Origin of the sequence: Aminomonas paucivorans DSM 12260, assembly GCF_000165795.1 — a bacterium.
Lineage (GTDB): Bacteria > Synergistota > Synergistia > Synergistales > Synergistaceae > Aminomonas > Aminomonas paucivorans.
In genome coordinates, this window is sequence record NZ_CM001022.1 from 959405 (window position 1) to 973096 (window position 13692).

The following is a 13692-nucleotide window of genomic DNA, read 5'->3' on the forward strand; positions in this document are numbered from 1 at the left end:
GACGATCGACGATGCCTACGACGAAAAGGATCAGGGTGCTGGTGGTGGACGATTCCGCTTTCATGAGAAAAGTCATCGGGGACATCCTTGCGGAGGATCCCCGATTCGAGGTGGTCGCACGGGTTCGGGACGGGGAAGAGGCGCTCCAGCGCTGCGGAGAGCTGCGTCCCGACGTGGTGACCATGGATGTGGAGATGCCCCGGAAGAACGGACTCGAAGCGCTGCGGGAGATCATGCGCCTTTACCCCACTCCCGTGGTGATGGTCTCCAGCCTCACCCGAGAAGGGGCGGATACCACCTTCCAGGCCCTTGCGTCGGGGGCGGTGGATTTCGTCACCAAGCCCTCCGGGACCATTTCCCTGGACATGAAAAAGGTGGAGGACGAGCTGCGCCAGAAGGTCTGGGTCGCCAGCACCGTGGACCTGCGCCACGTCTCTCCCCGGGGGAAGGTCCCTCCTCGCGAGGTCCCCCGGGAGGAGAAGCCCGTATCCCGCCCCCCCCTCGCCTCTATGCCCCCGACGGTGTCCGAGAGGAGGCCCCATCGGGCAGAGCTTGCCCTGATCGCCTCCTCCACCGGGGGGCCTCGGGCCCTCCAGGAGGTCATCCCCGCCCTGCCGGGGAATTTCCCCGTCCCCCTCCTGGTGGTGCAGCACATGCCCCAGGGTTTCACCACCTCCTTTGCCCAGAGGCTCAACGAAATGAGCGCCCTGGAGGTGGTGGAGGGAGCCGACGGGCTCAAACCGCGGAAAGGGATGGCGGTGATCGCCCCAGGAGGCTATCATATGGTGGTGGAGAAGTGGGGTGGAGAGCTGGTTTGCCGTCTCTCCGACGCTCCTCCTCTCCGCTCCGTGAAGCCTGCGGCGGACATGCTGTTCCTCAGCGTGGCCGACGTGGTGGGCGGTTCGGCGGTGGCGGCGATCCTTACCGGAATGGGAAGGGACGGCACGGACGGGGCGAAGGCGATTCGGGACAAGGGCGGCATCATCTTGGCGGAAAGCCCGGAAACCTGCGTGGTGTACGGAATGCCTCGCGCCGCCGTGGAGGCGGGGATCGTCGAGGAGGTCCTTCCTCTCGCTTCCATCCCCGCGGCCCTGCATCGCTGGGTTTCCTGAGGGAACCGGTCCGTACTTCGAAAAATCCTGAACCTGGAGGCCGATAACCGATGACAAACATGGATATGAGTCAATATCTCGGCGCTTTCCTGGATGAAGCGACGGACCAGCTCAAGAACCTGAACGAACTCCTCCTCGCGGCGGAGCAGAACCAGCGGGACATGGGGATCATCAACGAGATCTTCCGGGTGGCCCACACCTTCAAGGGCATGTCCGCCACCATGGGCTTCGACAGGATGGCGGCTTTGACCCACGCCATGGAGGACCTCCTGGGACTCGCCCGAAGCGGGGAGCACCTCATCAACTCCGACGACGTGGATCTGCTGTTCAAGTGTCTGGACTCCCTGACGGAGATGGTGGACACCATCCGAGGCGGTGGCTCCGACAAGACCGTGGAGACCGAAGGTCTCCTGGAAGGCCTCCACCGTCGGGTCCACAAGATCGAAGAACACCCCGACGGGACGGGGGGCACGGAATCGGAGAGCCTGGAACTCACCCCCCAGGAGCGGGAGTGGGTCCAGGAAGCGAAGGTCCAGGGGATGTCGGTCTTCGAGCTTCACGTCACTCTGGATTCCTATTGCCTGCTCAAGGCGGCCCGTTCCTACATGGTGGTCACCCGGATGGGGGAACTGGGAGAACTCATCAAGACCCAGCCGGGGGTGGAGGACCTGGAGCGGGAGGCCTTCAACCAGGAATTCTGGGTCTACGTGGCCACCCACGAGACCCCGGAGAAGCTTCAGACGGTGGCCGCTGGCATCAGCGAGGTGAAGAGCGTGGAGGTCCGCCCCGTGGCGTTCGACGACCGTGGGGGACTCTCCATCGAGGCCATGACCATCACCCTGGAGTCGGAAGAGGAGGAGGAGGACGTGGCGGAGCGAGAAGCCCCTGAAGCGGCGGAGGTCAAGTCCGGTCAGCCTGCGGCGGCGGCCGCGTCTGCGGCGGCCCCCTCGGCCCCTGCGGCGGCGGCGAAGAAGAGCAGCCGTACGGTCCGCGTGGACATCGGACGTCTGGACAAGCTCATGAACCTGGTGGGCGAGCTGGTGATCGGCCGCGCCCGCATCGAACGCCTGGCCCTGGAGGCGCGCATCAAGGCCTTCGACGAACCCCTCTCCCAGCTGGGACGCATCTCCGGGGAGATCCAGGAGCTGGTGACGAAGCTCCGCATGGTCCCCGTCTCCATGGTCTTCGACCGTCTGCCCCGGCTGGTCCGGGATCTCTCCCGACAGATGGGCAAGGAAGTGAAGCTGGAGGTGGAGGGTCGGGAGACGGAGCTGGACCGTACGGTGATCGACGAGATCGGGGATCCCATGGTGCACCTCCTGCGGAACTCCCTGGACCACGGACTGGAGAGCCCGGAGGTCCGGGAGAAGAACGGCAAGCCCCGGGAGGGCACCATCACCGTGGCGGCCTACCAGGAGGGCAACGGGGTCATCATTGAGGTGCAGGACGACGGCAAGGGCATCGACACCGCCAAGGTTCGGGCCAAGGCGGTGGAGCGGGGCATCGTCAGCGCGGAGCAGGCTCAGCTCATGACCGACGAGGAGGCGATCCGCCTCATCCTGCTTCCCGGGTTCAGCACCGTGGATGTGGTGACGGACCTTTCCGGCCGCGGGGTGGGGATGGACGCGGTGAAGAACAAGGTGGAGTCCCTGGGGGGGCAGTTCCAGGTCTACTCCAAGGCCGGCGAGGGCACCCGGGTGCAGGTGCGCCTCCCCTTGACCCTGGCCATCGTGCTGGCCCTGCTCATCCGCGTGGGGGAGGAAACCTACGCCATCTCCCTGGAGAACGTGGAGGAAACCCTGCTGGTGCAGAAGAAGGAGATCAAGTATGTCCACGGAACCCCCGTCACCACCGTTCGGGGGGAGATCCTCTCCCTGTCCGATCTGGCGGGCATCCTCTCCACGGAAGTGGACCGGGAAGGGATCGAGGAACACCCCGTGGTGGTGGTGCGGGTGGGACGGGACCGGAGCCGCATCGGGTTCATCGTGGACGACTTCGTGGGGCAGCAGGAAATCGTCATCAAGCCCCTGGGCAAGCTGCTTCAGAAGGTCAAGGGCGTCGCGGGGGCTACCATCCTGGGTGACGGGAACGTGGCGTTGATCCTCGACGCGGCGTCCCTCTAGGGTGGGGTCGTCGATCCCACAAGGAAGAAGGCTGCGGGAAACGTCATGGGACTGAACCTAGAATCGTTCAGCAGCATCCAGATGGATGCGATCCGCGAGGTGGGAAACATCGGCGCCGGAAACGCCGCCACGGCCCTTTCCAAGCTTCTGGGCAGGGCGGTGGACATGGATGTTCCCGTGGCGGAACTCATCTCGGTCTACGAAATCGCGGGACACTACGGGTCTCCCGAGGCCCTGGCCTGCGGGGTCCTGATCCGGGCGGAGGGAGAGTTCTCCTGCAACCTCATCTTCCTCATGGAGGAGGAGGAGTCCGCCGCCCTGGCGGACCTTCTCATCTCCATGGACCTGAGTTCCGTGGACGACGAAGTGCGGATCCAGATCCGGGACAGCGCCCTGGCGGAGGTGGGGAACATCATCCTCGGCGCCTTCCTCAACGCCCTCTCCATGATGACCGGCTGGGCCCTTCCCGTCTCGGTCCCCGCGGTGGCCCACGACATGCTGGGTTCCATCATGGACGTGGTGGCGGCCACCTTCGGCATCCTGGGGGACACGGCTCTTCTGGTCAAGACCACCCTGCGCATCACCGACGTGGAGGGGGAGTCCAAGGGTACGGTCATCATGGTCCCCGATCCGGGGTCGCTGGAACTGCTGCTCCAACGGCTGGGGGTGCTGTAACCCATGTCGGCCGTCACGCACGTGGGCATGGCGGATCTCGTGTCCGTGAGGCATCCCGCGACGCTGGTCACCCTGGGCCTCGGTTCCTGCATCGGGTTGGTCATCTTCGACCCCAGCACCAAGGTGGCCGCCATGGCCCATATCATGCTCCCCGATAGCCGGGACGCCAAGGAGGTCCCCAAACCGGGGAAGTTCGCCGACACGGCGGTGCCCCTTCTCCTGGAGCACCTGAAGAACCTGGGGGCGGTGAAGGGGCAGCTGAAGGCCAAGATGGCCGGGGGCGCCCAGATGTTCAACATCCCCGGAAAGGACAACAGCCTGTTGGCGGTGGGATCCCGCAACGTGGAGGCCACCACGGCGATGTTGGCCAAGCACGGCGTGCCCCTCGTGGCCTCCGACGTAGGAGGGAACAAGGGACGCAGCGTGGAGTTCAACACGGAGACCTGGAAGCTGCTGGTCAAAACCTTGGGGACGGGCTCTCAGGAACTCTGACGAGCCCTTAGGGGGAAGAGATGGAACAACAGGACACCACACCCAACCTGGATCCCGTCGAACTTCCTGTGGCGTCTCCCTCGGCGGCGGCATCGCCTCAGCCCCCGGCTCCCGCGCCGGGGCCGCCCCCGAGCCTTACGTCTCTGTTGCCCGACAGTGCCTTTACGGAGTTGTGCACCCTGCTCCGGTGCAGCCGGGCGGATGTGGAAAGCGCCATACGGGCGTCCCGGGTGGACCCGGAAGAGGCCGTGGCGATCCTTCACGCCGCCGCCCCGACCTACGTGGCCGTCAAGGGGCGTTTCGAAGCCCGCAAGCGAGGGGATCTCAACGGGGGCTTCTGCATCGTGGCTGACGGCATCTCCGGCCAGGTCCTGGACACCACCTTCTGGGTGGGCCCCCAGGCCCTGCCGGAGGCGTTTCAGGTCCAGGCCAGCTGGGAATCCGTGCGCTCCACCCTGCGTCAGATCCCGGTGCTCCCGGAGAGGACCATCTGGCGGCAGCTGGAGCAGCTTTTGGAGCGCCTCCTCCCCCCCACGGCCCTGAACCTCCTCTTCCGGGATCCCGAGGCTCTTCAGGCCAAAACGGCGGCCCTCAAGGACGGCCTGAGCCACACCTTCCGGGTCGATTTCGTCTGTTCCCTCCAGGTCGAGCGGTTCCATCGGCTTCGGGTAGACCTGTCTCCTATTGCCGCCGCTCCTCCTCCCGAATCCCCCCCGCCCCAGGTCGTCCCCAAGGGCCCGGAGATCGTGGAGATTCGCGTCACCTGCCGCCCCCACCTGGACCCGGTGAAGGGGAGGCCCCTCAAGGAGCTCAAGGCGGGAGACCTGGTCCAGGTGGTGGTGGAGGAGACCACGGGGCTGGGGCGTCTCATCGCCCGGGTCCTGGCGCGGACCGGGCGGGTTCCCTCCTTCCCCGTGGAGAGCACCGAGGCCATGCCCAGCGGGGACGTGGTCGTCCGCCTCTCCATCTCCGAAGGGGTGCACGGAGTCTTCAAGATGTCCGGGGACGTCCGCATCCGCATCCTCCCCAAGGAACCCCTGCTCCCGCGTCTGTCTCTGTGGAATCCTGACTCCAGTCTGGGCCTGTTCTTTCTTGTGGTGGCCTCCGGGCTCCTGCTTCTGGCCGTGATCCTGTACCTGGTCCGTTGAGGAGGCGTTTTGGTGGGTCACGAGGATAACCAGCTCTGGGAAGATTATCGCAAGGAGCCCTCTCCGGAACTCAAGGAGAGGTTGGTGCGCCGTTACCTGCCCCTGGTGCGCTATGTGGCGGGGCGCATGGCTGTTTCTCCTCCCCCGGGGCTCGACTTCGAGGATCTGTTGAGCTTCGGGGCCATGGGGTTGTTGGATGCCATCGAACGGTTTGACCTGGACCGGGGGTTCTGTTTTCAGACCTTCGCGGTGCCTCGGATCCGGGGAGCCATCCTGGACGAGCTGAGACGCTACGATTGGATTTCCCGAACCGGAAGGGAAAAGCTGCAGAAGCTGGAGCGGACCGTGGAGCGATTTGCCCGGACTCAGGGCAATCCGGACGACGAAACCCTCATGGATGCCCTGGGAATGAACGAAAAAGCATATAAGGAGCTTCTGGAGATCGCCAGCCGTTCCTACGTGGTGTCCCTGGACGAGGTCTTGGCCCTGGAGGACGGGGATGTGCAAAGGGAGGGCATCCTGGAGGACGATGCCCCGTCGCCTTTGGACCGGATGGAGCAGAAGGAAGAGGTGGACCGGGTCCTGGCCGGGCTTTCGGAGCTTCCGGAGCGGGAACGCCTTCTCATATCTCTGTACTACTACGAAGGGTTGACCCTCAAGGAAATCGGCGGCGTCCTGGGCGTCACGGAATCCCGGGCTTCGCAACTGCACGGACGCGCACTGGCTTTGCTTCGGGCAAGGTTGGCGTCCCAATAGGGGAGAGGATTTCTATGTCGGATCAGGGCTTCGAGCTGCAGGTTCGGAAGGAAGGCATCTTCGTCAAGATCCTCCCCGATGAGGGGGGGAGCCTGGCGGAGATTGCGGCCTATCTGCGGGAACGCCAGATTGAGGACTACGACGGCCAGGCGCTGCTCAAGGCTCTCCAGGAGCGACCGGCCGAACCGGTCCGCATCGCCGACCGCAGACCGGAGCTGGACCGCCCCGCGGAGATTCAGGTCCAGATCACGGAAGACGCCCTCTCCTGCAGCCTCCGCATCCTTCCTCCCCTGGGTCCTTTGCCCTGGCCAAGCGTGGACGCCCTCAAGACCTTCCTCAAGGAACACGGGGTGGTGGAGGGGGTGGACGAAAAGGCCCTGGCGGATCTGGCAAACCAGAAGATCGCCAAGCAGTGGGTGCGCGTCGCTCAGGGACGTCCCCCCGTCCACGGCAAGGATGCGGCCATCGACTACAAGATCGACCTGCACCAGCTGCGCCCCCGGGACGTGGGGGAGAGCCGGGTGGACATGCGGGAGCTGGGGACGGTGGTCAACGTCCTGAAGGGCCAGGAGCTGGCGGAGAAGACCCCTCCCGTGGCGGGAGAGGAGGGGATCACCGTCCTGGGCAAGGTGCTCAAGGCCCAGCAGGGAAAGGACAAGAACCTCCCCTCGGGGTCCAACACGGTGGTTTCCGAGGACAAGCTCCACCTCTTCGCCGATGCGGACGGCCACGTGTCCGTCAAGGACGGGAAGCTCCACGTCTCCCCCCTCTTCGAGGTGAAGGGAGATGTGGACTACGGGGTGGGCAACATCCAGTTCGTGGGCCCCGTCCTGGTCAAGGGTGCGGTGCGGGAGGGCTTCGAGGTCCATGCGGGGGGAGACCTCTTCGTGGAGGGGGTGGTGGAGGGAGCCACCCTTTCGGCGGAGGGAAACCTGCAGATCAAGATCGGGGTTCGGGGCATCGGCAAGGCGGACCTGCAGGCCAAAAAGGACGTGAACTGCGGCTACATCGACCAGGCCCGGGTCCGTGCGGGGGGCGACGTCCACGTGGGGGAGGCCATCATCCACAGCGACGTGGGGGCCCGAGGCATCGTGGAGGTCCTGGGAAGCAAGAAGGGACAGATCGTGGGCGGCAAGATCCAGGCGGGACAGGAAGTGGTCTGCGAGACCCTGGGAAGCGAGATGGGAACCCGAACGGAGGTGAGCGTCGGCGTCCTCCCGGAGCTGGTGGAGGAGCGCAAGCGCCTTTCGGAGAACCTCAAGGAACTTCAGGGCAAGATGGCGGAGGTGGAGACCAACCTGGGCTACCTGAAGAAGCTGGAGTCGGGGAACATGCTGGACGACCAGAAACGGGGACTCATGGTCCGCCTCACCAAGGCGAAGTTCCAGCTTCAGGCCCAGTTGGGCATGATCAATGACCGGCTCAAGGCTCTGGACGGGGAAATGGAGCGCAGCAAGCTCTCCGGCCGGGTTCGGGTGCGGAACATCTGCTACCCCGGGGTCAGCGTGACCATTCGAGGGATGACCTACGTGGTCCGGGAGACCCAGCGTTTCGCCTGCTTCCTGGTGGATGCGGGAGAGATCAAGGTCAAGTCCTTCGAGTAGCCTGGGAGGTGATGTCCCCGTGTCTCTGAGACCCATCGACTGGCAGCTCACCATGTGGAACGTGGAGCAGAAGGCCCCGGAGGTCCGGGACCGTCAGGCTGCGGTGGTGCCTGCGGCGCAGCAGCAGGAAGCGGAGAAGGATGCCCAGATCCGCCAGCAGCAGGTGCAGCAGTCGGACGAATCGGGCACCGACAGGCCTCTGGAGGATGCCAAGGACAAGCCGGATCGAGAGAAGGGCCGGGGGGGCAGGAAAAAGGCCTCTCCCCAGGGGCAGGGGACCCAAGCGGCTTCGAGCGAGAAACGGACCTCCTCCGACGGGGGCGGGTTCGACTTCTACGCCTGACGCGGAAAGAGGGATGGCATGGCAGAACGTGGTGGCCCCGTTCTGGGGTACCTGTTGGTGGAGGACCGGGAAGGGGTCTTCGAGGGCGCGGCCCTGGTGGTGGATACCCGGGGGATTCCCCTGGACTTCCGGTACACCGAACCGGTCCGCCCGACCCGGCTGGAGCGGATTCTGTACGGCAGCGCCCTGGACGTCTACCTCCGGGAGGATGTCCTCCTGAAGAACCTGGTGGAATCGGTGGAGGCCAAGCCCACCCTGTGGATCCTGCGGGATCGGGACCTGCTCCGCGCTGCCCGACGACATGCCAAGGTGGCTGCGGTGTGCCTGGAGAGCACCAGCGCTTCCCCCCTGGACCAGGTGGGGATTTTGGAGCCCCAGGGAGACAGGACCACCTTTCTCCTTCAGGCCGACCCCATCAGCGCCCCCTTCCGCCTGGCGGTGACGGAGGATCAGCTTTCCCAGACCCAGAAGATCTCCGCGGATCTGGTGGCGGCGGCGGAGGAGATGGAGCTGGGGGAACCCTTTTCCCGCATGGGCAAGGCCCTGGAATCCATCCGGGAGCACGAACCCCTGTAGGTCATGGAAGAAGCTCTGGAAAAGCTGGCGAGGCATCTGTCTCGGGCCTTCTGGGGGAGGATCGTGGTCCGTCCCCTGTCGTCCTCTCGTGACCTGGAGGTGCGGGACGCCCTGGTTTCCCGAGAGGCGAAGGTCCAGCCCCTTCGGGCGGAAGCTCGGGTGGCCGCGGCGGGTTTCGCCCAGTGGCGGCGCATGGAGGTCCGAACCTGCGGTGCCTGGCTGGGACGGGCCGGGGCGCTGCGCGTCCGGGGAGGGCCCTTGGCGGACCTGGGAAGCGGAGGCGCACCGTCCTTCCGCCAAAGGGTGAAGCGGGTCGTCCTGGGGTGGCGTCTGCGGATTCCCTCGGAAACCGAACGGATTCGCCTCCTTCCCCAGGAACGCTCCAATCGGCTTGCCTATCTGAAGAACCTTCCCCATCCCGAGGGGGCTAGTCTCCTGGCGGCGTTTTCCCCTATAATCGAGGGGCTTGTAGTGAAGAGCGTACTGGACAAGCGTTCGGGGAAACTGTGGGTGTGGTATCGGTCCTCCCGAACCCGGGAATTGCCGAAACACCTGGCACTGCTGAGGGTAGGGGCGGATCGGGAAAACCCGCTTCGGTGGGTTTGGCTTCCGGCGCGAAAGGGTGTCTCCGGGAAGGGAACGGAGGCAAAGGGGCAGCACTGAGGAAACCAACAGGTGGAGGGTCGAGCGGCACATGGCGGAAGAAAAGACGGTGACGACGCCCGCAGTCAGCGTCGGGGAGGTCGTTTCGGGAACGGTGGAGCATATCGCCCCGTATGGAGCCTTCATCCGGCTGGAGACGGGACAGAAGGCGATGGTCCACATCTCGGAGTTGGCGCACAGTTACATCAAAAAGGTGGAGGACGTGCTCGAACTCCAGCAGAAGGTGACCGCCAAGGTCATCAAGATCGACGAGCGAGGGCGCATCGACCTCTCCATCAAGGCGCTACAGCCCCGGGAACCCCGACAACCCCGCAGCAGCGAGGGCGATTTCGAGCGGAAGCTGTCCTTCTTCATGAAGACCAGTGACGAGAAGATCGCCGACCTGAACAGCAAGCTCAAGGACGCCCGGGGAGGCAAGCGCAAGCCGGGCAAGAAGTGACGTCGTTGTGGCAGGTCATCCCGCCGGGGGGCAACCGCCCCCCGGTTTTTTATCGCCCCCCCACCCCGGAGGAGGTCCGGTTTCTGCGGGAGGGTCGAGGGGGTAAGGTCTACAACCCCCAGTGGGTTCTGGGAATCCCCCGGTGCTGTCCCTGGGGTTACCCCCAGGTGCTTCTGTGCCGTCCCCTCAACCCCAAGGGTCCCTTCCCCACCACCTTCTGGCTGGTCTGCCCCTTCCTTTCCCGTCGTTGCGGGCAGCTGGAATCGGAGGGAGGGGTGCGCCGCCTGGAGACCCGCATGGCCCGGGATCCGGAGCGGATGCGGCGGCACCACCTGGACCACGCGGCCCTTCGGGGCTCCCTCCTGACCCCGGAGGAGAACCGATGGCTGCGGCGGAACCGTCCGGAGTGGTGGCGTTCCCTGTGGAGCCGGGGGCTGGGGGGAATCGACTTCCTGCACGGGGACGGGGGCGCCAAGTGTCTTCACCTCCACACGGCCTCCTGGCTGGGCTGGGGAACCCACCCCTTCTCCTCCTGGCTTGCCGCCCAATTCCCCCGGACCCATTGCGACTCTCCCCTGTGTTCCGGGGAGTGACCGAAGGAGGAGAAGCCCATGTGGAAAGGTCGCTTCCGTGAGGAAACGGACGTGCGCGTTCAGGAGTTCACCCAATCTCTGGACCTGGACTGGAGGCTCGCCCCCTGGGACCTCCGGGGCAGCGAAGCCCACGCCCGGATGCTGGCCCGAACGGGGATCCTGACCCCGGAGGAGGGAGAAGCGATCCTCCAGGGGCTGGAGACCCTTCGCAGGGAGCTGGAGGCGGGGAAACTGGCCCCTCGGGTGGAGCTGGAGGACGTGCACATGAACCTGGAGGCCCGGCTCACCGAGCTGGTCGGGTCCGTGGGAGCCAAGCTGCACACGGGAAGAAGCCGCAACGATCAGGTGGCGGTGACTCTGCGCCTCTACCTGCGGGACCGATTGGAGGGCATGGTGGACGCCCTTCGGGGCCTCCTGGAACAGCTCCTCCTCCAGGCAGAGCGCCACGAGGACGTCCTGATTCCCGGCTACACCCATCTCCAGCAGGCCCAGCCCATCCGACTGGGACATTACTGGATGGCCCACTTCTGGTCCTTCCTCCAGGATGCGCGGCGGCTGGACTTCGCCCGGGAATCCCTTGCTCTGTGTCCCCTGGGGGCGGGAGCCCTGGCGGGGTCCACCCTGCCCCTGGACCGGCACGCCACCTCCTGGGAGCTGGGTTTCCAGGGGCCCACCCAGAACAGCATGGAGACCGTGGGGCAGCGGGACAGCCTCCTGGACATCCACGCCTTCTGCCTGGGAGTGGCGCTGCACGCCAGCCGCCTGGCGGAGGATCTGATCCTCTATGCCACCCAGGAGTTCGGCTGGCTGCGCCTTTCCGACGGCTTCTGCACCGGATCCAGCATGATGCCCCAGAAGAAGAACCCCGACGTGCTGGAGCTGATCCGCGGCAAGACCGGGGGCGTCCTGGGGAGGCTGGTGGACCTGGCGACCAGCCTGAAGGGGTTGCCCATGACCTACAACCGGGACCTGCAGGAGGACAAGAGGGGGCTCTTCGCGAGCCTGGACGGGGTGGAGCGGGTCCTGGAGATCCTTCCTCCGCTGCTGGACGGCATTGCCATCGACGAGGACCGGGCCCTGGCGGGATTTCGGGACGGCCTCGCCCTGGCCACGGACGTGGCGGAGTACCTGGTGGTCCGGGGGGTCCCCTTCCGCCTGGCTCACGAAAAGGTGGGCAAGCTGGTTCACTGGTGCCTGGAGTCCCGGAGGGATCTGCCCTCCCTCTCCCTGGCGGAATGGCAGTCCCTGATCCCGGAGGTGGAGGAGGACCTGCTCCCTCTGCTGGACCTGCGGGTGTCCGTGGACCGGAGGAAGACCTTCGGGGGTACGGGGATCTCGGAGCTTCGCCGGCAGAGGGCCGCGGGAAGGCGCAGCCTGCAGGTCTGGATCAGTCGTTAGACCCTTCGGGGCCGTTCCCTTGACTTGTGCCCGCATTTCTGTAAAATGATCCGACGTGAGCGAGCCGTTAGCTCAGCTGGTAGAGCACCGGACTTTTAATCCGGGTGTCGTGGGTCCGAATCCCACACGGCTCACCAAAACGTAGCGTTCGGTCCCATCGTCTAGTGGCCTAGGACACCGCCCTTTCAAGGCGGCGGCACGGGTTCGAATCCCGTTGGGACCGCCACAAGCCGGCGTAGCTCAGTTGGTAGAGCAGCGCACTCGTAATGCGCAGGTCGGCGGTTCGAGTCCGCCCACCGGCTCCAGAAGACTTCCGAGAGGCCCGCCCACCGAGTACCCTGGTGGCGGGCTTTTCGCGTGTCCGAGGGAGGTGCGGACCCGGGGAGGTGGGGCACCGGACCCCTTCGGGGGAAGAGGGGAGGAAGACGGGGACCGTGGAGACGAGGATTGTGCTGGTGCGTCATGGAAGGACCGCGTGGAACCTGGACTACCGCTATCAGGGAAGGTCCGACGTCCCCTGCGACGAGCAGGGGTTGGAGCAGACGCGAAGAGCCGTGGCGCGCCTTGCGGGGTGGCGCCCCGAGGTGGTGTTCACCAGTCCCCTCTGCCGGGCCCGGTGCCTGGCCGAGGGGCTGACGGATGCGTTGGGACAGGAGGGTCCCGTGGTGGACCCTCGGCTCACGGAGCTGGACTTTGGGGATTGGGAGGGGCTCACGGTCCAGGAGATCCAGGAGCGCTACAAGGAGGCCTACAGTCGCTGGCGCCTGGCTCCCTTCGACTCCTCGCCCCCCGGAGGGGAGAGGGCGGAGGAGATCGTGGGACGCATCGAGGCGTTCCTTCGGGAGGCGAGGCTGGATCGGTTTGCCCGGTGCGTCGTGGTGGGGCACGGCTACTCCCTTCGCGTCCTGGCCGCGCTCCTGCTTCGGGCCGGCCGGTGCGGCTGCGTCTGGCGGATGCGCCTGGACAACGGTTCCCTCTCCGCGGTGGACCTGTGGAAGGAGATCCCTCTCCTGGCCTTCTCCAACGACACCCTGCACCTCCACCTCCCGGAGGACCACCCCCCCCTTCCCTTGCCTCGGTAGTCCTCGGTAGTCCCTCCGTAGCGGGGATGCTAGAATGGGGGGCGTGTTCCGGAACCCGGAAGGGGGATTGACGGTGGAGGCACCATCCGGCTTGGTTTCCGGCAAGGCTTCCCTGGAACCGGAGGAGGAGGAACGTCTCTGGTCGCGTTGCTGCCAGGGAGACGAGGAGGCCCGGGAAAGGCTCATCCTCGCCTATCGGCCCCTGGTCTTCTGGCTTGCGAAGCGCTTTCGCGTCCCCTACGGCACCTACCCGGACCTGGTCCAGGAGGGGATGTTGGCCCTGATCTTCGCGGTGGACCACTTCGACGCCCTCCGGAAGAACCGTTTCATCACCTACGCCTACTACCGGGTCCGAGGGAGGATGATCAACTTCCTCCAGCGGGTGGAAGCCCGGGCTCCTCAGCCCTGGGACGAGGAGGACCTGGAGCGGGAAGCTCCGGTGGCCTACGAGGATCTGGAATGGAAGGTGGACCTTGCGGACGGTCTGAAGGGGCTTCCCTCCCGGGAGGCGGAGGTGATCACCTCCCTGGTGGTGGAGGGACGACGGGCCGCGGATGTGGCGAAGGAAAAGGGCTTCGACGTGAGCCACGTCTACCGGATCCAGAGAAAGGCGCTTCAGAAGCTCCGGTCGTGGTTTCAACAGGAGGGGGTCACAAATCGTTCCTGAGAGGGGATAACAATGTTGTTT

15 protein-coding genes and 3 tRNA genes are annotated in these 13692 nt (G+C 65.6%); all 18 read left to right on the top strand.

Going from position 1 to position 13692, the window contains the following annotated elements; all coding sequences use genetic code 11:
• Nucleotides 1-11 precede the first annotated feature (11 nt).
• Nucleotides 12-1112: a protein-glutamate methylesterase/protein-glutamine glutaminase gene (locus APAU_RS04320; protein ID WP_006300475.1), complete on the top strand. Its 1101-nt coding sequence runs from the start codon at nt 12-14 to the stop codon at nt 1110-1112.
• Between the two features lie 50 nt (nt 1113-1162).
• Entirely contained in the window at nt 1163-3235 is a 2073-nt protein-coding gene (locus APAU_RS04325; protein ID WP_006300476.1) for a chemotaxis protein CheA, read from the top strand.
• 45 nt (nt 3236-3280) lie between these two features.
• Entirely contained in the window at nt 3281-3910 is a 630-nt protein-coding gene (locus APAU_RS04330; protein ID WP_006300477.1) for a chemotaxis protein CheC, read from the top strand.
• Between the two features lie 3 nt (nt 3911-3913).
• A complete protein-coding gene (locus APAU_RS04335) occupies nt 3914-4402 on the top strand; it encodes a chemotaxis protein CheD (RefSeq protein WP_006300478.1) in 489 nt (162 codons plus the stop codon).
• Nucleotides 4403-4632: 230 nt separating this feature from the next.
• Entirely contained in the window at nt 4633-5550 is a 918-nt protein-coding gene (locus tag APAU_RS04340; protein ID WP_232207763.1) for a hypothetical protein, read from the top strand.
• 12 nt (nt 5551-5562) lie between these two features.
• On the top strand, nt 5563-6306 hold the full coding sequence (locus APAU_RS04345) for a FliA/WhiG family RNA polymerase sigma factor (RefSeq protein WP_006300480.1): 744 nt from the start codon (nt 5563-5565) through the stop codon (nt 6304-6306).
• A 14-nt stretch (nt 6307-6320) separates the two neighbouring features.
• Nucleotides 6321-7910: a DUF342 domain-containing protein gene (locus APAU_RS04350; protein WP_006300481.1), complete on the top strand. Its 1590-nt coding sequence runs from the start codon at nt 6321-6323 to the stop codon at nt 7908-7910.
• A gap of 19 nt (nt 7911-7929) precedes the next feature.
• Nucleotides 7930-8253, top strand: a complete 324-nt coding sequence (locus APAU_RS04355; RefSeq protein WP_006300482.1) for a hypothetical protein — start codon at nt 7930-7932, stop codon at nt 8251-8253.
• 18 nt (nt 8254-8271) lie between these two features.
• Nucleotides 8272-8829 carry a hypothetical protein gene (locus APAU_RS04360; RefSeq protein WP_006300483.1) on the top strand — a complete coding sequence of 186 codons (558 nt, stop codon included), beginning with the start codon at nt 8272-8274 and terminating at the stop codon, nt 8827-8829.
• A gap of 3 nt (nt 8830-8832) precedes the next feature.
• Nucleotides 8833-9492: a hypothetical protein gene (locus tag APAU_RS13275; RefSeq protein ID WP_006300484.1), complete on the top strand. Its 660-nt coding sequence runs from the start codon at nt 8833-8835 to the stop codon at nt 9490-9492.
• A 31-nt stretch (nt 9493-9523) separates the two neighbouring features.
• A complete protein-coding gene (locus APAU_RS04370; protein ID WP_006300485.1) occupies nt 9524-9931 on the top strand; it encodes a S1 RNA-binding domain-containing protein in 408 nt (135 codons plus the stop codon).
• Nucleotides 9932-9936: 5 nt separating this feature from the next.
• Entirely contained in the window at nt 9937-10524 is a 588-nt protein-coding gene (locus tag APAU_RS12525; RefSeq protein ID WP_050792465.1) for a DUF501 domain-containing protein, read from the top strand.
• 18 nt (nt 10525-10542) lie between these two features.
• Nucleotides 10543-11922 carry an argininosuccinate lyase gene (gene argH, locus APAU_RS04380; RefSeq protein WP_006300487.1) on the top strand — a complete coding sequence of 460 codons (1380 nt, stop codon included), beginning with the start codon at nt 10543-10545 and terminating at the stop codon, nt 11920-11922.
• 61 nt (nt 11923-11983) lie between these two features.
• Nucleotides 11984-12059: transfer RNA gene (locus tag APAU_RS04385), tRNA-Lys, on the top strand.
• Nucleotides 12060-12072: 13 nt separating this feature from the next.
• A tRNA-Glu gene (locus tag APAU_RS04390) sits at nt 12073-12148 on the top strand.
• A gap of 3 nt (nt 12149-12151) precedes the next feature.
• Nucleotides 12152-12227: transfer RNA gene (locus tag APAU_RS04395), tRNA-Thr, on the top strand.
• 129 nt (nt 12228-12356) lie between these two features.
• Nucleotides 12357-13004 carry a histidine phosphatase family protein gene (locus tag APAU_RS04400; protein ID WP_006300488.1) on the top strand — a complete coding sequence of 216 codons (648 nt, stop codon included), beginning with the start codon at nt 12357-12359 and terminating at the stop codon, nt 13002-13004.
• Between the two features lie 91 nt (nt 13005-13095).
• Nucleotides 13096-13671 carry a sigma-70 family RNA polymerase sigma factor gene (locus APAU_RS04405; protein ID WP_040344892.1) on the top strand — a complete coding sequence of 192 codons (576 nt, stop codon included), beginning with the start codon at nt 13096-13098 and terminating at the stop codon, nt 13669-13671.
• The last annotated feature ends 21 nt before the right edge of the window (nt 13672-13692 follow it).

Excerpts from the sequence above, each read along its gene's own strand:
- APAU_RS04320 (WP_006300475.1), top strand. The coding sequence starts at position 12 with ATGCCTACGACGAAAAGGATCAGGGTGCTGGTGGTGGACGATTCCGCT.
- APAU_RS04325 (WP_006300476.1), top strand. The coding sequence starts at position 1,163 with ATGACAAACATGGATATGAGTCAATATCTCGGCGCTTTCCTGGATGAA.
- APAU_RS04330 (WP_006300477.1), top strand. The coding sequence starts at position 3,281 with ATGGGACTGAACCTAGAATCGTTCAGCAGCATCCAGATGGATGCGATC.
- APAU_RS04335 (WP_006300478.1), top strand. The coding sequence starts at position 3,914 with ATGTCGGCCGTCACGCACGTGGGCATGGCGGATCTCGTGTCCGTGAGG.
- APAU_RS04350 (WP_006300481.1), top strand. The coding sequence starts at position 6,321 with ATGTCGGATCAGGGCTTCGAGCTGCAGGTTCGGAAGGAAGGCATCTTC.
- APAU_RS04360 (WP_006300483.1), top strand. The coding sequence starts at position 8,272 with ATGGCAGAACGTGGTGGCCCCGTTCTGGGGTACCTGTTGGTGGAGGAC.
- APAU_RS13275 (WP_006300484.1), top strand. The coding sequence starts at position 8,833 with ATGGAAGAAGCTCTGGAAAAGCTGGCGAGGCATCTGTCTCGGGCCTTC.
- APAU_RS04370 (WP_006300485.1), top strand. The coding sequence starts at position 9,524 with ATGGCGGAAGAAAAGACGGTGACGACGCCCGCAGTCAGCGTCGGGGAG.
- argH (WP_006300487.1), top strand. The coding sequence starts at position 10,543 with ATGTGGAAAGGTCGCTTCCGTGAGGAAACGGACGTGCGCGTTCAGGAG.